This window comes from Paucilactobacillus salsurae (genome assembly GCF_054784995.1).
The window spans coordinates 1-19,391 of sequence record NZ_BAAHWX010000018.1 but is presented as its reverse complement, the minus strand read 5'-3'; the positions used below and the strand labels follow the sequence as shown (position 1 = coordinate 19,391).

19 protein-coding genes are annotated in these 19,391 nt (G+C 38.7%); all 19 read right to left on the bottom strand.

Annotated elements, in window-relative coordinates; all coding sequences use genetic code 11:
- Positions 1 to 1,582 (bottom strand): GH25 family lysozyme (locus ACYVQZ_RS09555; RefSeq protein ID WP_461241155.1); only part of this gene is annotated, 1,582 nt, incomplete at its 3' end.
- Positions 1,569 to 2,732 (bottom strand): phage tail protein, encoded by a 1,164-nt coding sequence (locus tag ACYVQZ_RS09550; RefSeq protein ID WP_461241154.1) that lies wholly within the window; start codon positions 2,730 to 2,732, stop codon positions 1,569 to 1,571. The genes ACYVQZ_RS09555 and ACYVQZ_RS09550, both read right to left, overlap by 14 nt.
- Positions 2,725 to 3,558, bottom strand: a complete 834-nt coding sequence (locus ACYVQZ_RS09545; RefSeq protein WP_461241153.1) for a phage tail domain-containing protein — start codon at positions 3,556 to 3,558, stop codon at positions 2,725 to 2,727. Before ACYVQZ_RS09545 ends, ACYVQZ_RS09550 begins: the two co-directional genes overlap by 8 nt.
- An 8-nt stretch (positions 3,559 to 3,566) precedes the next feature.
- Complete coding sequence (locus ACYVQZ_RS09540) at positions 3,567 to 8,444, bottom strand: phage tail tape measure protein (RefSeq protein ID WP_461241152.1); 4,878 nt, start codon at positions 8,442 to 8,444, stop codon at positions 3,567 to 3,569.
- Between the two features lie 218 nt (positions 8,445 to 8,662).
- Positions 8,663 to 9,082 (bottom strand): hypothetical protein, encoded by a 420-nt coding sequence (locus ACYVQZ_RS09535; protein ID WP_461241151.1) that lies wholly within the window; start codon positions 9,080 to 9,082, stop codon positions 8,663 to 8,665.
- Positions 9,083 to 9,153: 71 nt separating this feature from the next.
- On the bottom strand, positions 9,154 to 10,056 hold the full coding sequence (locus ACYVQZ_RS09530) for a phage tail protein (RefSeq protein WP_461241150.1): 903 nt from the start codon (positions 10,054 to 10,056) through the stop codon (positions 9,154 to 9,156).
- Positions 10,056 to 10,436 carry a DUF806 family protein gene (locus ACYVQZ_RS09525; RefSeq protein ID WP_461241149.1) on the bottom strand — a complete coding sequence of 127 codons (381 nt, stop codon included), beginning with the start codon at positions 10,434 to 10,436 and terminating at the stop codon, positions 10,056 to 10,058. Before ACYVQZ_RS09525 ends, ACYVQZ_RS09530 begins: the two co-directional genes overlap by 1 nt.
- Entirely contained in the window at positions 10,433 to 10,870 is a 438-nt protein-coding gene (locus tag ACYVQZ_RS09520; RefSeq protein WP_461241148.1) for a phage tail protein, read from the bottom strand. Before ACYVQZ_RS09520 ends, ACYVQZ_RS09525 begins: the two co-directional genes overlap by 4 nt.
- Entirely contained in the window at positions 10,863 to 11,210 is a 348-nt protein-coding gene (locus tag ACYVQZ_RS09515; protein ID WP_461241147.1) for a phage head closure protein, read from the bottom strand. Before ACYVQZ_RS09515 ends, ACYVQZ_RS09520 begins: the two co-directional genes overlap by 8 nt.
- Entirely contained in the window at positions 11,182 to 11,508 is a 327-nt protein-coding gene (locus tag ACYVQZ_RS09510) for a head-tail connector protein (RefSeq protein WP_461241146.1), read from the bottom strand. The genes ACYVQZ_RS09515 and ACYVQZ_RS09510 overlap by 29 nt, the downstream gene beginning before the upstream one ends.
- Before the next feature lie 11 nt (positions 11,509 to 11,519).
- Positions 11,520 to 11,711 (bottom strand): HeH/LEM domain-containing protein, encoded by a 192-nt coding sequence (locus ACYVQZ_RS09505; protein ID WP_461241156.1) that lies wholly within the window; start codon positions 11,709 to 11,711, stop codon positions 11,520 to 11,522.
- Between the two features lie 59 nt (positions 11,712 to 11,770).
- Positions 11,771 to 12,898: a phage major capsid protein gene (locus ACYVQZ_RS09500; protein ID WP_461241145.1), complete on the bottom strand. Its 1,128-nt coding sequence runs from the start codon at positions 12,896 to 12,898 to the stop codon at positions 11,771 to 11,773.
- Positions 12,899 to 12,903: 5 nt separating this feature from the next.
- Positions 12,904 to 13,599 (bottom strand): head maturation protease, ClpP-related, encoded by a 696-nt coding sequence (locus ACYVQZ_RS09495; protein WP_461241144.1) that lies wholly within the window; start codon positions 13,597 to 13,599, stop codon positions 12,904 to 12,906.
- Positions 13,565 to 14,764: a phage portal protein gene (locus ACYVQZ_RS09490; protein WP_461241143.1), complete on the bottom strand. Its 1,200-nt coding sequence runs from the start codon at positions 14,762 to 14,764 to the stop codon at positions 13,565 to 13,567. Before ACYVQZ_RS09490 ends, ACYVQZ_RS09495 begins: the two co-directional genes overlap by 35 nt.
- Positions 14,764 to 14,955, bottom strand: a complete 192-nt coding sequence (locus ACYVQZ_RS09485; RefSeq protein ID WP_461241142.1) for a hypothetical protein — start codon at positions 14,953 to 14,955, stop codon at positions 14,764 to 14,766. Before ACYVQZ_RS09485 ends, ACYVQZ_RS09490 begins: the two co-directional genes overlap by 1 nt.
- A gap of 8 nt (positions 14,956 to 14,963) precedes the next feature.
- Positions 14,964 to 16,850 (bottom strand): terminase TerL endonuclease subunit, encoded by a 1,887-nt coding sequence (locus tag ACYVQZ_RS09480; protein ID WP_461241141.1) that lies wholly within the window; start codon positions 16,848 to 16,850, stop codon positions 14,964 to 14,966.
- A complete protein-coding gene (locus tag ACYVQZ_RS09475) occupies positions 16,834 to 17,346 on the bottom strand; it encodes a phage terminase small subunit P27 family (protein WP_461241140.1) in 513 nt (170 codons plus the stop codon). The genes ACYVQZ_RS09480 and ACYVQZ_RS09475 overlap by 17 nt, the downstream gene beginning before the upstream one ends.
- A gap of 246 nt (positions 17,347 to 17,592) precedes the next feature.
- On the bottom strand, positions 17,593 to 18,126 hold the full coding sequence (locus ACYVQZ_RS09470) for an HNH endonuclease (RefSeq protein WP_461241139.1): 534 nt from the start codon (positions 18,124 to 18,126) through the stop codon (positions 17,593 to 17,595).
- Positions 18,127 to 18,883: 757 nt separating this feature from the next.
- The gene (locus ACYVQZ_RS09465) at positions 18,884 to 19,222 is read right to left on the bottom strand and encodes a hypothetical protein (protein ID WP_461241138.1); all 339 of its coding nucleotides are present in this window, start codon (positions 19,220 to 19,222) and stop codon (positions 18,884 to 18,886) included.
- Positions 19,223 to 19,391 lie beyond the last annotated feature (169 nt).

Sequence of the window (19,391 nt, the reverse complement as noted above, 5' to 3'; positions counted from 1 at the left end):
AATCAGTTCCATTACTGATTTGAATTTCTTCAATGCCTTTTCCATCATCACCTGTATCACCCTTTGGACCTTGTGGACCAGTAGGACCGGTTGCACCTGTTTTTCCTTGTATTCCTTGAATACCCTGTGGACCAGTAGCCCCCGTATCACCTTTAATGGTTTCAACTTTTGCCAAATCATCTTTGGTTGCAATTTGTGCCCAAGGCGACCATGCAGGTGGCCATCCCGAATTACTACGCACATAGATGTTTCCACCAAATGCTTTGATTGTTTGAATAATGGTACTGTCAGCAGTTGCACCGTTCATCGTTTCGACTTCTAGCAGGGCATAACAAGGATTGCCTAAACCATCGGGCAATGAATCAGTGATGGTTGTACCGCCAAGGTAATAGGTTCCCTGTGTGTGTTTATCATCAACTGTAATGTTCCCACTTAACTGTCCAAGAAACGTGCTGCCTGATGTGCCATCTTTACCATTAACACCTTTTAAAGATTGTAGCCATTCGGTTTCTGTACCACTGAATCCATTATCAACGGCTATTTGATATGCTGAAGCACCATCTGTGCCAGTTGTGCTTGCAACTTTGGATAAATCATCTTTAGTTGCATAATTTGATAGATCAACTTTTGGAATATCCGTCAACTTGGCATAACCATCTAGACTAGGGATATCAGTTTTCAATGCATAACTAGCAAGGTTGCTCTCTGTCAAGAACTTGCTAACATCTGGAATATCCGTCAATTTAGCGTATGCTTTCAACTGGCTCAAAACATAATCTGCGGTAATGAAATTACTAACGTCAGTCGGTTTAGGAATCTTGCCACTAATAAACGGCCAAATTCGATCACCATCATCTTGATTAAATTCAAATCCATTTGGCGACAATACGACACGAAAGCTTTTTTGATCAGGAGAATATCCTAACCCAACACCACCACCACGTATTGAATCTTTAGAGAAACCAACAGACCCTTTGACATTCTGTTCATATGTCAGAATCAATGAACCGGTCTTATCATAATTATGATCAAGATCACTTACATATTGTCCAATTCCACCTGAAGAAGTATATTGCCAGATATCATAATCGGCTGGTTCATAAGCCAAATCAGGCGAGCCATTATTCTTACCATAACTAGCTATCCAACGATAGACACTATCTTTTACCAACTTAGCGTTATTAAATTTAGCGCGATATGGCGAATCTGATGTATAAATACCAGTTCTCCACCCCGCACTTAACCATGCAGTTCTAAAATCGTAAAACTGCGATTGCCAGTCTCCACCAATACTGCCTTCCATATCCAAAAACATGTAAGCATTGTCTGGAAGCCCCAGTGATTTGGCGTTAGACGTAGAAAAAGCAACTTCTCCTGACAGGCCTTCATAGAAGTGATATCCATGCCAGATTAAACCGTATTGTTTAGCTTTTGCAATTGATTCTTTTGCCTGGTCTTCATATTCTAATCCATGCGACAACTGGATAATGACTGCTTTGACCCCGCTATCAACTAAACCTTGCCAGTCCAAATCGCTAGCTTTTTGCCATTTTGACATATCAATAACATTAGTTTGAGCCAAAATCATTCATCTCCTCAGAACTCCAAGTAAATAATGTGCTGACATTATTAGTTGTATTTGAATTTTTATATGAATTCTTCATGCTTAATACGGCTTTACTTAAAGCTTGGTTTGCACTATTTCGATAATCCAAAATATTTTTAGCATTATTGTTGAGTGTAATAGTCGTGTCTGACACTTTTGAATTTGGATACCAGGTAAATCCTACTACTCGCACGTTAGTCACAAAGTTAGTTCGTCTAATTTCTAAACGTCTAATTTCACCAGCTATCGGTTTCTCGTTTCCCTCTAAAGTGACTTCAATAGATAATGGGGGTTCAGGTACTAGCTGCGTTTTTACATATGCGTCCATTGCTGATGCATATTTGAATCGATCATCTTGTACATCATCTCCTGGACGTTCACCCCAAGTGTCAATTGAGCTTTGATCAACTACAAAGTGTGGTGCAAAGTAGTATTTAGGCGCCGCATCAACATCAGAATCTGCATTATCATCTTCAATTTCAGCGCCAATTGCTTTTACTTTATTAACCAGGCTATTTGAGTCATACGTTAGTTGAATTTCACGTGTATTGTGCAAATAATCAATTCGATTACCCAAATCTCTTTCCCACTTATCTTGGGAGTACACCACTATTTTTTTGTTATCAGGATAGATAATAGCGTCGGGCCAGGTATCCAAAATCTTAGATAACATGTCAGAAGCAGAGCTGTTACCTAAATCTTGAATTTCTTGACTAGTAAAACTACCTTGTACATCATAAGTGAATCCTAACGAGTTCCCATCTAGATAATATGCAAGTACATCTCGTGGCTGGTACGTGAGTGTGCCTGAACGCGTGTTGTATTGGCGGATTCTAGATATCGAGTGACTAACATGTGTTGCCGTAACTTGAATCGTATCAATACCTTCCGCAAAATTAGGAATAGGTTGCTTGGAAATGTATTCCTGCCCATCAAAGAAAATGCTAGCTTCGGCTCCATACAACATGGAGTACGCAACAGAATTATCATCATATGCCGTGAACTGTAATTCATATGTGCCGTCTTCATTCCAAGCGATGTACAACGAATCCCATAAGATGCAGTTCAAAGGTTCTTTATAGGCGCTTCTCCACCCTTGAACAACAACTTTTGATGCATTAAGCAAGATACATAAATGGAAAACTAAATGTTATATCAATATCAGTCGCGCCTGTAACTGATATCGAATTAGTACCAACTTCTAAATCAATATTGCCGAAGTCTGTATTGGCACTAGCTGGGTTCCCATTAAGCGTTGTATTTATACCATCTAAAATGATCTCATCTGACTTAGCAGCAGAATGTGTATAACTCCATGATGTCCCATTCGTTTTATTGGTAATTTTCAAATTAGTACCCGCAAAATGAATGATAATTCGTAAATCATGATGTTGTTCATACGGCTGTATCTTAATATCAGAAGCGTTATAAATATTAAAAGTACTAGATGTGTAATGATAATTTGGAGTGTCACCGTTCGGTAAATTCATTCCTAATTGTTTGCCATTACTAATGGTATCTAGTTGATCTGATCTTGCTAGCGAAAATAAAACACCCGCAGAATTATCAAACGGAATAGTAAATTTGCTATATCCGTAATAATCTTCTAGGGGCGTTAAATCAAAAGGTGTGGCGGTCACATACTTAACGATTGACGGTTTGGCATCAGTTCGTGTCCTTAAAACGTTACGGCTTGCGAACAAACTATATATCTCATGCTTTGCCAATTCGAGTTCATAATAATCCTTAAATCTCAAACCAAAGTTTGAATTGATGGTATTTTTAGCATAAGTCAGTGATGTTAAGATTGACCCATCTCGGCCTGCATTATCTTGATAATTACCTGTTGGTTGCGGTGAAATAGTTTCACCTAGAAACTTTAAACCAGGTATCCGTTCAGAAACATCAAACTCATCTTGATTACCGATTTTTACATATAACTTAGGCTTCATTAAATCACCTACTTCCTATAAGCTTGTGCATCATGCATTGATTGATCAAGTCCCTGTTGTCTGTACAATTGCTTTTTATCAAATGCCGTTTCACGAATTGCTTTAACTTGGTTCACATTAACTCCGAGCAATGATTGAACCAGGGCTTTTAAATCATCAACTGAACTTAAAATATCTTTTAAATTACTATCACTCATTTGGCTGCTTGGAACTGCGCCACCGTCTGTTTTCTTAAAGTAGTCCAATGAAGACTGCATTAACTGATAAGCTCTAGAACGTTTTGACAAATCTAAAGGTACAATCGTCTCTGGCAAATTATTCTCTGCAATTTCAATCATTTGATGATTTGATACAACTCCACCATTTGCCATTTTTTTATGTCCAGTTGGCCCCCAGCCACCTTTGACACTGATGTCACGTAGCCAGTTACTGTCGTTAAACATAGCAGCAATTTGAGAGGCACCACTATGAATATCGTTTTTAAATCCTCTGGGTAGCCATTGATTGAAAGTCGGTTGAATATACTGTAGTAATCCAGTTGAGGGGTGACCCGCTTTAGCGTTACGATCCCAATGATTAGTTACAGTTGCTGAACCATTAGATTCTTGTTGTATTCGATGTAAGACAGCGTTTAGACCGCCAGCACTTAATTTAACTCCCATTTTTGCCGCTACTGCTTTAATAATGGGAATCCATCGTTTAGTTCCTGCACCAGCCGGATTGGCTATATTGACCGCAACTTCTTTCAGTTTCTTTAACGCATCAGCTATCGCTTTTATCCCCTTATTGACATGACCGTGAGAAATGCTACGTTGTTCGCTACCAACACCAGATACACCATCGATTTTAAATGCCTTAGCTGCCATATCTGTTAATGTCTTAACTGGATTGGTTAATTTATCAAGTGCATCAGATGCTGCATCAGTAGCGTCACTAAACATATCAACAACGCCATTCTTTGCTTTTGCTAAAAATGTGGCGATATCAAGTGTCCCTTTAGCATACCCTGGTAGGGTTGTACCATAGTTGCCAGCAATTAACTTAGCAGTGTCACGAGCGTTTAAGATTTGGTCTCCTGGTTTCACATCAATGAGTTGTGCACCTTTTGAACCAACAAAATCAATCTTGCCCGAATATGGCCTGTATCTAGCTTCAACTCCAGCCTCACCAACCAGGGCTTTACTGGCACTTGTAATACCATTAGTACCGGTTGCATAAGCACCCATAGACACTGGCGTATAACCAACACTATTTTTACCAGCAGAAACGGCTTTAACACCGAAAGGTTTAGCGATCTTATTGAAGAAATCAGTAATGGATTTCCAGATACTGTGCATACCAGAACCTTGTTTTTTGTTTGCTTCCATCGAGCTATTTGCCTGATTAGTAGCATGAGTAACAACGCCTTTTGATTGGTCCTTTGCAGCTGATTTAACTTGATCACGTTGATCCTTTGCTTTACTTATTTGATTCTTACGTTGCTTTTCGGCTGCATCGACAGTACTTTTTTCCTGATTAGATGCATGTTTATAAGTTTTATTCAATTGGTCTAACGCTTCATCAGTTACACGTTTGCGTTGGTCCTTAGCATATTTACTGTTACCTTTGTATTGGCGTTTAGCAGCTGCAACAGTTTCCTTATATTGTCGGTCCGCTGCTTTTGTTACTGCTTCATATTGTTTCTTTGCTGCCTTGGATTTCTTTGAATATTCTTGATTTGATAGTTTAACAGTTTGCTTATATTCTTTTTGCGCCGCATTTAACGCATTTTGAAGTTGCTTTTTTGAAAGCTTACCCTTTTCTTTGGTCAGCTTCTGAATAATTGATAATTGTTTGTTTGAAGCCAGTTGAATTTTACCGTTTAAGGTTGTATGTAACTTAGCTTCTTTAGCTGTCACAGACGTTGCAAATTTTAACTTTTGCTTATCAAGAGCAGCTTCTTTTTTATTACGGTCCTTTTTCAAAGCAGCAGACTTTTTCTTTTCGTCTTGCTGAACCTTTAGTGAATTAGCACCGTATCTTTGTGTATCTTTTAAAATTTGGTCGTCCCACTTTTTGGAATCAGACCTTATTTTTTTATTCCATTTTGATTCTAACTTCTGTCGTGATTGAGAATAATACTTAGCCACCGCATTACGATCAGATTGAGACATTTTTTCAAACTTGGCAGCCTGTTTTCCTTGGCTCTTGATATCATTTAACCTTTTTTGATATTCAGCTTTGGTTAAATCGCCGTTTTTGTACAGCATTTTAATGTCTGCCATATCTTGTTTCTGCTTATTGGAATAGTACTTCTTAGCTTCAGAATTCAATTTATCATACGAAGACTTCATGCTAATTTTAGGTGCTTTGGCTTTAGGTAATTTTAACTTGGTCCCTTTTAATCCTTTTTGGATATCCTTACCAAGTGCTTTACCTAATTTTTCACCACCTAATGAGCCGGCTAAACCACCAACTGCCGCACCAATACCAGTTCCAATAATTGGAACTGCAGAACCAATGGCAGCACCCGCAGCCGCACCACTAAGTCCACCAGCTAAATTACCAGCCGCTCCACCAATATGAGAACCCGCAGTCTTTTTAGTCATTCCTATTAAGTCAGTTAATGACAAAACCGCGCCAACTGCACCAAAACCTTTGACACCTTTCAAAGCCGCAGAACCAGCAGTTGCCAACTTACCAGCCTTGCCAACAGTTGCAGCTTCTTCTGCCGCAACTGTTACCTTAGTTCCAGTCGATCCAACAGGCAAGTAACTGCCAGCACCGCTGGCAGTTCCAACACTGGCCGATTCTAGTTTAGCCTTTGCATTAGCTTCGTACGCAACAGTCTGTGCGTTAACTAGAGCAGTTTCAGTTGATATCTTTTTAGCTTCAGCTGCTTGAACAACTCCGAGTGTCTCTAGGGATTTAACAAACTTAGCAATTTTATTAACGGCCCAAATTGCACCCAACGCAATACCAAAAGCTTTTACAGCTTTAGTGTGTTCAACAGCAAAAACGCCAACTTTTTCAATGCCACCTGCTACACTACCCACATCTTTAGCAGCAGCTTTGACATCTTTTCTAAAACTTTTTTCACCAAAAAGCTTAGATAAATGGTTAGCTGCATCCGTCATATAGGGTAGCAATTCAGATCCAAACATGATTGTTAAATCTGACCACGCTTGTTTAAATCTAGCTTGTGACATTTGAGCAGTTTGACTGTTCTTTTGAGCCAAACGGGTAACATACGTACCTTTGTCACCGGCTTGTTGAACCTTATTAGTTAAAGTTCCCAACTCTTTACTATTATTAGCAAGAATCAAAGCGGCTTGTTGTCCAGTAGTACCAAATAACTTGTTCATCAAGTCCACTTTTTTGGTTTGTGTCATGCCCTTCATGCCGCTGTTAATAGACTTAAATATGTCAGGCATTGATTTTAACTTACCTGATTTATCTCTAAAATCATCAACAGAAAGGCCCATTTGATCAAGAGCCGCCTTACCTTTAGCAGTAGGGCTAATCAAACGAATAAACACTTGTCTAAGACCTGTACCAGCTTTTTCAGCTTCCAGGTTGTTGTTCGATAGAATACCCATAGCGGTGGATGTTTCAGCAAGTGAAGCACCAGCTGTATGAGCAGACGTTCCAACGTAGGACATTCCAACACCTAAATCTTGAAAACCAGTAGATGTCATATCAGCGGCATACGCTAACTCATTCACTGTTTTTCTGGTATTTTCAGTCATCTTAGCAGTGTTCTTGTTTCGCATTCCAAAAGCTTCAAGTGTTGATGAAGCAACTTGAACCACATCGCTAAATTGATCACCCGAAGCAACTGAGGCTTCAAGTTCACTCTTCATTGCGCTAAGTGCTTGTTTTGAGGTGTACCCACGTTTTACAAGAACTTGGTACTGGTCAGCGATACTCTTTTGCGATTTACCATACTTAATTGAGTATTTCTCACCATCAGCTTGCATTTGCGCAACATTCTTAGTGGCCTCAGAAACTTTTTCACCACCAGTAACCAACAAGTTAGTAGTTACTTTATAAGAATTTTGCAGTGTAGACGCCCTTTTTGCGCCAGCTAGGGCGGCAGCCCCAACCATTGCAATACCGCCAGACGCAACAAGAGCAGCTCCTCTAATATTAGAAAAGCTACTCTTGATTTTATTATTAGCAACAGAAATTGTATCTCTTGCTTTGATACTACGGTCCGACATTCCGCCTACAGCACGATTAACTGCCTTTATTTCATTAGTGTTTGCATTATACTTGGCAGTTAATTCGTTAACTCTTATTGATTGTTCTTGCGCATCTTTAGACGCATCACCATACTTTTTCGACAGTTCAGACATTCTTGTCTTTTCTGCCTCAAGTTGAGTCTTCATCTTTTGATGCACATCAACTAGTCCATTTAGTTTAGCTTTTTGTGCGGCGTATGTGCGTCCTTCAGACTCCAGTACTTGAACATTACTCTTAGTGGCCCGTTCTGCCATTTCAGTGGCATATTTTAACTTCAGTACTCCAGAAGCTTGTAGGTCATATGATTTTTGAGCACGTTCTTGTTGTGAAGTTAGACTTGAAATCTGTCTTTTTGCAGATTCAATTTGATTCTCATACTGAAGATAAGCCTGTCGACCTTTTTCTGTAGTTTGATCTAACCCGTTTTGTGACTCACGGAGTTTATCAATTACTAACTTTTGCGCATTAATAGCACTTTCAGCATCTCTAATCTTCTGCGCGTATGCTGCCATAACGCCTTCGCCGGAACGAATTTCGGAGAAGTTCGATCGCATCTCAGATTTTAGTAGTTTAGCTTCATCTCTTAATGTTCTTAGAGAACGAGTCATACCACCATCATTAAGATCGATCGCAAATTCATAACCTTGAATCTTTTCAGCCATATAACTCGCCTCCTAAACTAATCCCAAACTTCTAACCAATTCAAATGGATCCTGAACACGATCTTCTCTAGATTTTGCAGTCAACGCTTCATTGGTATCACTGTATGAACTCTCATAATATTGAGTTGGTAGTGAGGTGCCTTGGTCCATCAATTGTTGTGCTGCGTAATCGATATCTTCAATTAAGTTTGTTAATTGCCAGATCGTTTTGCGGCGAGCTATTTTGGGTCGTTATCTTCTGAATCTTCGTCATCACCTGGTTCACTGTCGGTTGAATCAAAATCGTCGTCTGCGTCTTCTTCGGAAATATCTTGCATTGAAGGTAAACCAACACCTAAATACTTCTTTAGCATTTCATTGAAAATGCCGTATTTGTCGCTAAAGGAACAGTTTTCTAAATTCTTAGTTTCTGTTTTATTCAAATCAGCGATATCAGCAATTGCATTATCAATTAAATCCAATAATGCAACTGCATTATCAGCAGCGACGATAACTCCTGGAGTTTCTGCGTCTACGTCTTCCAACAATTTTTTATAATATCCCGCGATTTTTTTAACGTTTTTATTGGAATCAATCAGGTTAAAATCCTTACCTTCAATGCCAATTAAATTACCTTCAAATTTTACAAATTGAGCCATTGTATACATCCTTTCGCAATAAAAAAGCCGCCCATTTCTGTATTGTTTATTTCAGAGGCGACTCAACGTAATTATTCAGTTTTTGCAGTTACAGTAATATCGACTGTTCCAGTCTTGCCATCAGCAGTACCAGTAATAGTCACGTTACCTGCTGCTACACCTATAACAGTTCCACCATTATCAACAGTGGCTAATCTATCATCACTTGATTTGTACGAAACTGTCTTGTTAGTAGCATTTGTTGGCGTCACTTTAGAAGAAACTTTTGCGGTTTTACCCACCTCAATAGAAGCGTTATCCACTGAAAGTGTTACCCCAGTCACTGATACTGGGGTGTTAACTTTTGGGTTCTCACCAGTATCGCCAGTGATCAATGTTTGTCCAGGGAATACTTCATCAAACATTGCTTGCTTATCAAATTTAGGATCATCTGCGAAATAAATTCGGTATGGTTTGCCATTAAATTTGTCATACGTCAAAGCTGTATACGTAAGATTATCGTCTTCACGTGTTTCAGCAGTATCAGTATTAGTTTGTAAGTTTTGGCTAGCTTCATTGAAGATACCACGTCCAAAACAGAAGTAGATTGACTTATAAGTAATTGGTGATTGTGATTCAATGATTAGCCCTGATTCGACAGGTTCGTCTCCATCGCTATAACCACCTTTACCATTTGAAACACGACCTAACAACTTTTGCTTAACCAAGTAGTTAATCAAGTTAGCATCCCACGCTACAGTTGGTGCCGAAGGTGGATTAGTTGTATCAGCAATTTCATTATTACCAGGAATCTTAACTGGTGTACCAGCAAGCCCAGTAATATTTGCGGTTTTAGAACCTAAATTCCCTTTACTTTTATCCGTGTCAACAGCATAAACTCCTTCTTCTGAGAGTCCTTTTTCTGCATCAACAATTGTTTGTCCACTAGCGTCTTTTGTGCCAGTGTATAGCATTTTTAAACCAATTCCAGCCATTATATTTCCTCCTCGTTATAAATAAATTTGAGTGTATTTGTAATATTTTCTGTATCTGGAGTTATCACGTGTCCAGCATCACTGTTGCAATAAAAACGATATTTTTGGAGTACTGCTTTTACTGACCTTTCGATGGCGGACATATCAAACTCGTAATTTTTTGGATAATAAAATTCAATTTGAATTCTTTTTTTTGACATAATAATCTGATCATTGCCTGAATCACTGCTATAATCTGGTGCTTCGGTGATTAATAGAATCGGCTCAGTATCCATGTCATCATTGCCAATAAAAAAGGTGTGGATATGATCCACACCGACATTTTGAATATTTTTAATTTCACTAACTAAAATACTCTTAGTTCTGGCTGCTGGAGTCATTCACCACCACGCACCTTTCGGTCCATTGAGGTTTTTAACACTTTAGCAATCGCAGCAGAGGTCACACCTTTTGCTTCAACCTGTGTTTTTTCCCAAAAATGTTGTCCAGGTACTGGCGTATGTGTATCACCATTTCTGTCTTTTGGGGTCCAGCCATCATTTTGAAAGCGCCCAATATATCCCTTGTTACTAGCTGAAGTAAATCCAATATGAACACTACCATTAGGTTTAGGAACCTGTAACAGCGCATCTCTTAAATGAACCTTTTCACCTTTTCTCAAGTGATTACTTTTCCGAATATTAGGCTTCATGGTTTCCACAAAGGCCTTAGCTCCTGCTTCGTTAGCTAACACTTTATCAGCATGACCAAAACCTTGAGCTAAATTATCCAAAATATGATCGAACGAATCTTCATTTTTGATCTCATTAGCCATGTCTTTTCACCCACTTTTGAAGTGTAATCAGATCATAAGCAATCGGAGACGAATCATCTAATGATGAATACACTATCTGATACCATTCGTCGTCAAATTTCACATGTGACACTTTTTCAACTTGATCATTGTGACGAATAATAATGACAATCGTATCTTTTAAAGTTGTTCCGGCTATTTCGATACTTTGCGACATTGTCCGATTGTACCTACCTGCATACACATCCCAATCAACTACAGGTTCGCTGATTGCATCCCCAGTATTGGGATTAATTTTGGCAGTTGATTCAAGATGACCAAAATAAGCACGTTTATTCAGTCGATTGACTGCTACTCTCATTTTTTACATCCCTCCGAATCTTCCATCGAATTCCGTTTACAAAATAGGCATAGCTTGGTGGATAAGCAATCTTAACATCATCTAAATGACCACGATTAAAATAACTAAAATCAACCATGATTCTCACTGCTTGATTAAACTGTGAGTAACTTCGGTATTTTTCAGTCGGAATTGTACGATCAATATTGCCTTTAATATCTTCTTCAGCCATATCAATCAAGTCTGCTATAACCGACTCATCACCATCTACAGACATATATTTCTGCATATCGTCTGTTGAAACACCTTTTTCCGCCATTTACTCACCACCTATTCCGCAGTTTCAGAATTAGCAGCAACTTCACTAGCTGATGATGAATTAGATTGACTAGCTACTGTAGATACACTGGTTGAGTCTGATTCACTAGAAGCATTATCGTCTGGGTTAACTAATTTCATTAAATCAGCCTTCGTTGCGTTACTTGGATAACTAATACCCTTAGCGTCTAGCCACGATTTGATTTGGTCAACGGTATTGCTATCCGTTGGTTTGTCATCTTCGCCGTCGTTTTCAGACGGGTCTAGGCTTTTGGGGCAATTGTTACAAAATAGCCAGCATTTTTATCAGCCTTAGTAACGCCAAAACGTAGTACAGCTGCAAGATATTGACCATAAACTTGGTCATATTCCCATGACAAGTTGACTTCTTTACGGTCTGCCATGAACACAGCTTTGCTCAAATCACCGATAAAGGCATGAGCTTCACCCTTCTCACCTAACAAGTCATCTCCGACACGATAAACAGGAACACCTAACAAAATACCTTTAGATGAAGATGTAATATCACGATGGAAAACATATTGCCCTTGCTTGTCTTTCAAAGTATCAAGCTTGTTAAAGAATGTTTGTGAAGCAACAATTGAAGGTGCATAAGCAGGATCAAGATCAACATTCAAGATTTCTTTAATGCCATCAACTGAGTTATCTGAGTCAATTTGAATACTCTTAGCAGTAAAGCTCTTCAGAATTGGTGAAATTTCATGGTTATGAGTATTAACTCGCTTTTCACCAATATCTTGTCCAACAATTTCAAGAGTGGCCACCCCATCATCAATTGATTCTTGTGAAATGGTAAGTGCGCCACGATGAGTTTCAGCTTTCCAATTGACATCTTCAAAGTTTGGAGCGGCCAATTCAGGATTTGCTTTTAATTCTTCAGTGGTTGGCAAATAATCCGTAGCACGTTGCTTAATTGGATAAGTACCACTTGGTGTATTAACTGGTCGTTTCATGATCAAAGTAGCTAAGTCAACGACACTATTAACTTCTGAAGTTGGATCATAAATGATTTCTTCTGGAATTGTTGGTGACATTTCAGTGGAACTGACCTGGTTGACGGCCGGTTTGCGTTGCATATAATCCAAAATTGATTGCTTAATCTTATCGGAAGGTTTCTTACTCAAATCTAAGCCACCTTTTTCATCCTTAACAGTGTCTTTAGATTGGTTGCCTTGTTCCTTTTCTAACGACTTAATTTGGTCATTTAATCCATTTCGACGAACCTTTTCTTGATCTAATTCATCTTTAAGCTTCTTGAAGCTGTCCTTATCAAAGGCACCATCAGTGAGTGCTGCACTCACTTTTGTGTTTAAATCGGCACATTTAGCGCTAGATTCACGCCATGCTGTTTTTAATGCTTCCATATTCATAATTACTATTCCTCCTCATAAAAAATAGCCAGCTTGTCTTGCACTAATTGATCTCGTGCATCAAGTTGACTATCTTTTTGGTTGTTTTTTAGTTTTTTGTTTTCAGACAGTAGATTTTTAATCTTATCCATTGCCATATGTGGTACAAGTGTTGTCGAGTTAGTAACTGTTGCTTTGCTGTAATCAATGATTTCATCAACTAAGCCAATTTCTTTCGCGTCTTCAGGAGACATCCACGTCTCTTGATCCATCAGATTTAAGAAGTAATCCGCATTTTTACCAGTTTTTTCGGCATAGACATTGGCAATTGTCTTGTTAGTTGACTCCAACATTCCTACAGCTTTGTTCATTGCATGAACATCACCTTCCGCTCCAACTGACGCATTATGAATCATGATCTGAGCAGCTGGTGATATTCTCACAACATCCCCGGCCATTGCAATAATTGAACCGGCAGAATACGCAGAACTACTAATTTGCGTTGTCACTGTTCCTACATAGTCTTTCAGAGTTGTATATATCTGAGCGGCGGCATCAACCTCACCACCCAAACTGTTAATTTCAACAGTGACATTTTTACCACCAGCTGATTTCAAACCGTCTTCAACATCTGAAGGAGAGACGACATCCATTCCTAACCAATCTCTGTAAATGGGTGCATCATCATTATTCGTGATCATTCCGTTGATCTTGATCGTCATTATCCTCACCCCCCTTCGTTGCCTGAGCGTCAGGCACGTATTGAGGAATGCTATCAGGTAAAAATCCAGCTCTGATTAGCATAAATTGCGCTTGCTCTGAACTGATTGCTTGAGCCTTGCGCAAGTCAGTGATTTGTTTAATCAATATGGCATCGTCAACATCTAACATATCCTTAATGTCTAACTCCAAATCTGGAGCACTAAACTTATTCTTTAGTTCTTCAAGAATCGGATTGACATAGGTATTCAGGTTTGCCAGATAAGTGGCCTTAATCTGTTCAATGTTACTGTGTTGACTTTCAGTTGATGTACCACCTCCTAAAATGTCGGTAGGAACACCAAAAGCTTGTGAAATTTGAGCAGCTGAGTAACTTGCATTCTCATTCAGAGCTTTAAACACGTCAGCCTTCATCTCAAAACCTTCGTAATTGAAACCTTCTGGTAAAACCATTAAGCGACCTGAATTTTTGCCAGTATTAGCTTCTTCAAATGCATCTCTAGCATCTTGCAAGTCCTCACCGTAGTTATCGCCCAAGTAATTACTAATAGTTAACTTCCCAGACGCGTTAATTTGATTATCCAACGAATGCAGATTGGCTTCTGTGCTTTTTCCGGCAACTTTTAAAGTATCATCCAAGCTCTCAAGTGGTGATCGCCCAATTAAGTAACGATAATCGGGGTCTGGCATTAGCTTAAAATGCAACATTTCTTTGGAACACTTCTTAAAAGCGCTCCGTTGATTGTTCTCATTAATTGAATAAATAATGTCTCGATTACCTGGTAGGTAATTAATTTGAACATCAGAAGGCGGAACGTGTTCCAAATTACCGCTCGTGATTGGCACATACGCATTTCCTGCTAAACACAACTGTAATAGAATTCCTTGCCAAAAAGAAAAACGATCAGTTAGTCGGCTAGGACGCTCTAATCGTTCTAATGCAGCTGAATTTTCAGTTTTAAAATGTGCAGACGCTACGTCACTTGCTATTCGATTAATGACGCTAAAGATATTAGTATTTTTCAACGGTGTACCAGCGCTGATGTAGCTGATTGGCGTACCTCCAATACTAGAAGACATAGTAAATGGAAAATAGCTGCCAGTACTTGGATACATCATATTTTTAGCATGCTTAGAATGATAATTCCGTGGTGTTAATAATCCCATTAGTTATCACCCCTTTCTTTAGTTAGAATTACGGCCATCATGATAAATAACATGCCGGTGACCGCGTAACCTAAAATCAAATTGAAAAGAAAGGCAGCAACACTAATAAACGCAATTCCTAATAAAAACATGGCCACACTTAACCAGTTAGTCCAAAAGTTTTTAATTAGTAGAATAAAATTTTTAATCATCAAATCACCTACTTTTTATTGCCAAACATTGTTTTGAATAAGTCTTTTTTCTGTTCTCTACTCATATTGTTCAGCGGATTGTAATTCTCATCATGAAAATCTTCATAGTAATACTGAGCTTGTGAATGAGCGTTAATCAATGCGTCAGCTGTATCAATATGATCACTGGTTCTATTTTGCCGGTCGATTTTAATAGCGCCCCCACGGTCCTCCACTAAAACAGCATTATTTAGTCCATCAATCAGTAACGCATCATCTTCAATTTTTATGTTTCCATTTACAAATTGATTTTGAAAATCTTTTGTTGGCACCGATAACTTATATGAAGTTGGAGCTAGTGTGTACAGTGGCCAATTTGGTTGGTAATTTTCAATCATTTTCACGAACCAAGCAGCTAAATTTGGGTCAGCCACAACTGCTCTTACTTTTAACTGATTGTTCGCAACAAAATTAACTAACCACTGATAAACTTGCTGATTATCAATTGTTCCTGAAGCCATATCAGTCACTTCACAAAAACCTAGTCTTTCGAGCTCTAAATAATCTAATCCATCTTGTTTTATCTTTGCTGCTAAGGTTTTAGCTTGTTTAAATGGAATGAAGCTATATTGTTTGGCATAAAATAAGTGATCGCTACCCACTTGATACGGTATTTCAAAACCAAAAGACGTATTGTCATTCACCTGACTACCATCAAATCCGATAAACACATCTCGACCTTTAATATCAACGCCATCAAAAATATTCCGGTTTATGCTATCCAACGATAGAAAACTATTCTGGAATCTGCGACTCCAAATGTTCATGGACTTATTAGCGTATGATGCTAATGTTCCTTCACGCTCTTGCTTATCCCGCAATCCAATTAATCCATCAAGCAATTGTTCTTTTAGTTCTGGATGTCCTAACAGCGGATTAGATTTCTCCCACGTTTCAGGTTCATAGACTTCATTCTCATCATCTTGCGAATAGATAATCATAAAAGTGTCGTCTGCTTCACGTTTACCGTCTGCTTCAATCAATTTTCGGTTGGTATCCTGGTCACTTTTGAATTTAACTTTAATATCTGGATATGCAGTTGAAATTTCGAGAAATAATCGATTAGCAATCTTGGACTGACCCGAGATAATTTGGTTAATACTTTCGTTATACTTCGGCTGCATTGCTCCGATTTCATCATAAACAGCTATGATATTATGCCGACTATCGAAACCGCCAGCCTGTGAAGATCCCATTCTAATGATATTTTTATTGTTTCGGCCAATAACCTGATACGTTTGCGCATCTACATCCCGTTCTTTTGCCTCGGCATAAAATTCTGGCAAATTAATGATCACTTTGGCCTGTAAGGAAACATAATCAAACAATTTCTTAGCATGATCACTATCATAACTAGCAACTAAAAAGTCTTGTGACGTTGCCTGCCACCCAATCATAAAATAAAAGAAATTAACCAGAATGGAAGCTAACCAAGTCTTACCTTGCCCACGAGCAACAGAAACGATTGCAGTGTGATACCGGCTTCCTTGTTCAATGTGTCGCCATCCTATTAATGAATCTAAAATAAATGACTGCCAACCCATTGGCTCAATCAGCTTGCTAGTGTCCGTTGGATCAGGAATGCTTCTAGCAAACCATTCAATCGTATCAACCCAATTAGTGTCATAAACATATGGAAAATCGTCATCACCTTGCCTGGTTAAGTCTTGAAAATGTCGCGCGCAGGCCAACTGTGTATCACGATTTGTCATAAACTTGTCTTCAAACAACACATCAAAAGCATATTGAGTTGCCGGGTCCTTATACTTATCTAGCAACTTTTTGTATGCTGTTTTTTTCGTGGCCACATAAGCGCGAATATCTTTTTGACCCGTAAAATCAAACTCGGCTTCCAATATCAATCACCTTCTTTGCTTTGTCTAAATTGGACTCAGTTTTTGTTCCTTGAGAGCTATCTTTTTCAGTAATCTGTCCTGATCGTGCATCAAAGCTCAATCCTAAATCAGCACCTAAACTTTTTAAAGTCCTCGCACAATCAGTAATAACCATAATTTGTGGTGATTTTTTAAATGGCGTCCCATATTCATCAACTAAATATGTCCCATACTTCTTAATTTGCTCTTCAGCATTTCTATAAACTGAATACGTTGTGCAGTACACTTCTAATGTGACTCGATCAAGCTGTTTAATCGTTCCCAGCTTCGCCAACTCGGGTACTAAAATTCGCCATAATTCACGAGCTCTGTTGTCCAAATGTTGAGGTGGTGTTTTTTGTAATTCTTTCAACACGTCTTGGGCCTCATTAAAGACTTTCGTTCGCTTTCTCTGATCGGATCGATCATCGTCGCCAGCATTAAGTTTCTTCTTACGGCCCGCTCGTTTCTTAGCCATTTAATCACCCCCTTATCGTCAAAAACTTACTGATACCTTTTATGGGTTATAAACGCTGGTATAACAGCATTCGGGCCCCGGTTTAAATTTTTTAATTTCTGCATGTGCTGAACAGCCGGACGGCCCATGTGTGAGCTCTCCCGACAAGCAATAGGCCCCCGCCCCTTTTTAATTTTAGAAAACCTTTCAGGTAATTAATCACAAAAAAATAGAACGCTTCTATCACGCTCTAAATCACTTCTATGACTATTTACTTTTTTGTCGCTTGGTCGTCGTTTTATGTTTGTCTTCTTGTTTCAATATCCAATCTTGACAAGCTTCACGATCCCAGCTCTTGCTAGTGTCTATGTTGTCTATCATTGAAGCAGATTGATAAGCTTCATCTTCAAGCTCACCCTTCCAGTAGTGACACCTCTTGCATATCACCCAAAGGTTTGTTGCATCTAATTGTCTTCGCTTATCTACTCGTCTTGGTATGATGTGATCAGTGATTAAGTATCCTGGCCTGTCATACGTGTGACCACAACACTGACAAGTGAAGTAGGCTTCACGCTTGAGCTGCTTACTAAGTGATGACCAGGCTTTAGTATGATAGAACTTGTTGGCTTCCTTATCGCGCTTGTATCTGTTGTACTTGCTGTACTTCATGTGTCTATCCCACCTCGTAGTCTTATAACTATGTGGATGATATAGTGATGCATGATCAGTACAGTATGGATTAGCTTGGTCATATGGAATTGTATTATGACACTCAGGCTTTCGACACGTCTTAACTCTCATGCTCTCAGCTTCCTTTCTTTGTAACCATACATCTAGGTCATGATCTATCTTTGCTTCTTCATTTGTTATGTATCCATACTTTGTATGTTTCATTACTTTATCCCCAATATAAAAAGACAGCTGTTAAGCTGTCTTATGTGTGAGTATGACCGTTGAGGTACGCGAATGAACCTCAATCATCAATTTACCGTTATGCCATGATTACGTTAATTGCAACAAGGATTAGGAATTATATGCATACTTTTCATGGCAATGCTAACGTCAGGAGTCGGACCTGATACTTCACAATTATAAGTTGTGTACTCTACCGTTGAGTTACGTTAGTATAATCAAACTGCTCACATAATATTCTAATCACGCTGTTATGTTTCAGTGGGAGTTGGCATTCGCTTCTCCACAATTATACGAGCAGTTATATGAGGCAATCGGGAATTGAACCCGATAATTAGAGTCGAACAGAAACACACTTAAATTAGTCCATTTACCTCGGATAACGTGAGCAAGACGGGACGTCACTAACTCACGTGCACAGCAGTAATTCGATGGAGATGGGTTTCTCCACTGTGCAAAACCGTGTAAGGATATCGAATCCTTCTGAACACCAACTGTTCGCACGGTATGTTGTGTAAAAAATAAAGTTTATGAAGTTAAATGAAGTTAGTATTTGAGTGGTACACATTTACACAACATCTATGCTATCAATATAACGCCTTTTTACGGCGAAAAAGCGGCGACTTTACGGCGAAAAAGCGGCGGATTATTTCGTACTAACCTTGATACGAATTTCATCACGAGGATAAATCATTGCAAAACTCCAAACAGCGTCGTGTAATAAATCGTTATAAGTTCTCTCAGGAAATGTAAACTTGTAATCACAGTCACTGGCAAGACGTTTGCGCACATTGATCACTTTCATTCCATTAATGTATCTGTATTTTAGTAAATTAGCATAGATATCATGTCTTTCATCGATACCTCTTAATGCATCAATGGTATTTGCAATCAACGTGCATTCATACTTAGCAGCTTCAGCATCTTGAATTCCTATAGTTAAATGACTTTCCACACTATTACCATGTCCACTACCAACAGGCATTGAAGTAATGACTGGTGATTTGACTAAAATGTTAGCTCTGATTGGATGTAAGCTGATTCCTGAGACAACTTTTAAGAGAGCGTATAATGAATAAATCGTCTCTCAAAAGGAAGGAATTTTTACATGCCAACTCGTTACGACAAAGAATTCAAACAAAACATCATCAACC

Coding starts and splice junctions, on each gene's coding strand:
- ACYVQZ_RS09545 (WP_461241153.1), bottom strand. CDS start 3,558: ATGAAGCCTAAGTTATATGTAAAAATCGGTAATCAAGATGAGTTTGAT.
- ACYVQZ_RS09485 (WP_461241142.1), bottom strand. CDS start 14,955: ATGATTAAAAATTTTATTCTACTAATTAAAAACTTTTGGACTAACTGG.
- ACYVQZ_RS09535 (WP_461241151.1), bottom strand. CDS start 9,082: ATGGCTCAATTTGTAAAATTTGAAGGTAATTTAATTGGCATTGAAGGT.
- ACYVQZ_RS09470 (WP_461241139.1), bottom strand. CDS start 18,126: ATGAGAGTTAAGACGTGTCGAAAGCCTGAGTGTCATAATACAATTCCA.
- ACYVQZ_RS09515 (WP_461241147.1), bottom strand. CDS start 11,210: ATGAGAGTAGCAGTCAATCGACTGAATAAACGTGCTTATTTTGGTCAT.
- ACYVQZ_RS09520 (WP_461241148.1), bottom strand. CDS start 10,870: ATGGCTAATGAGATCAAAAATGAAGATTCGTTCGATCATATTTTGGAT.
- ACYVQZ_RS09530 (WP_461241150.1), bottom strand. CDS start 10,056: ATGGCTGGAATTGGTTTAAAAATGCTATACACTGGCACAAAAGACGCT.
- ACYVQZ_RS09540 (WP_461241152.1), bottom strand. CDS start 8,444: ATGGCTGAAAAGATTCAAGGTTATGAATTTGCGATCGATCTTAATGAT.
- ACYVQZ_RS09475 (WP_461241140.1), bottom strand. CDS start 17,346: ATGGCTAAGAAACGAGCGGGCCGTAAGAAGAAACTTAATGCTGGCGAC.
- ACYVQZ_RS09500 (WP_461241145.1), bottom strand. CDS start 12,898: ATGAATATGGAAGCATTAAAAACAGCATGGCGTGAATCTAGCGCTAAA.
- ACYVQZ_RS09495 (WP_461241144.1), bottom strand. CDS start 13,599: ATGACGATCAAGATCAACGGAATGATCACGAATAATGATGATGCACCC.
- ACYVQZ_RS09490 (WP_461241143.1), bottom strand. CDS start 14,764: ATGGGATTATTAACACCACGGAATTATCATTCTAAGCATGCTAAAAAT.
- ACYVQZ_RS09525 (WP_461241149.1), bottom strand. CDS start 10,436: ATGACTCCAGCAGCCAGAACTAAGAGTATTTTAGTTAGTGAAATTAAA.
- ACYVQZ_RS09465 (WP_461241138.1), bottom strand. CDS start 19,222: ATGCCTGTTGGTAGTGGACATGGTAATAGTGTGGAAAGTCATTTAACT.
- ACYVQZ_RS09510 (WP_461241146.1), bottom strand. CDS start 11,508: ATGGCGGAAAAAGGTGTTTCAACAGACGATATGCAGAAATATATGTCT.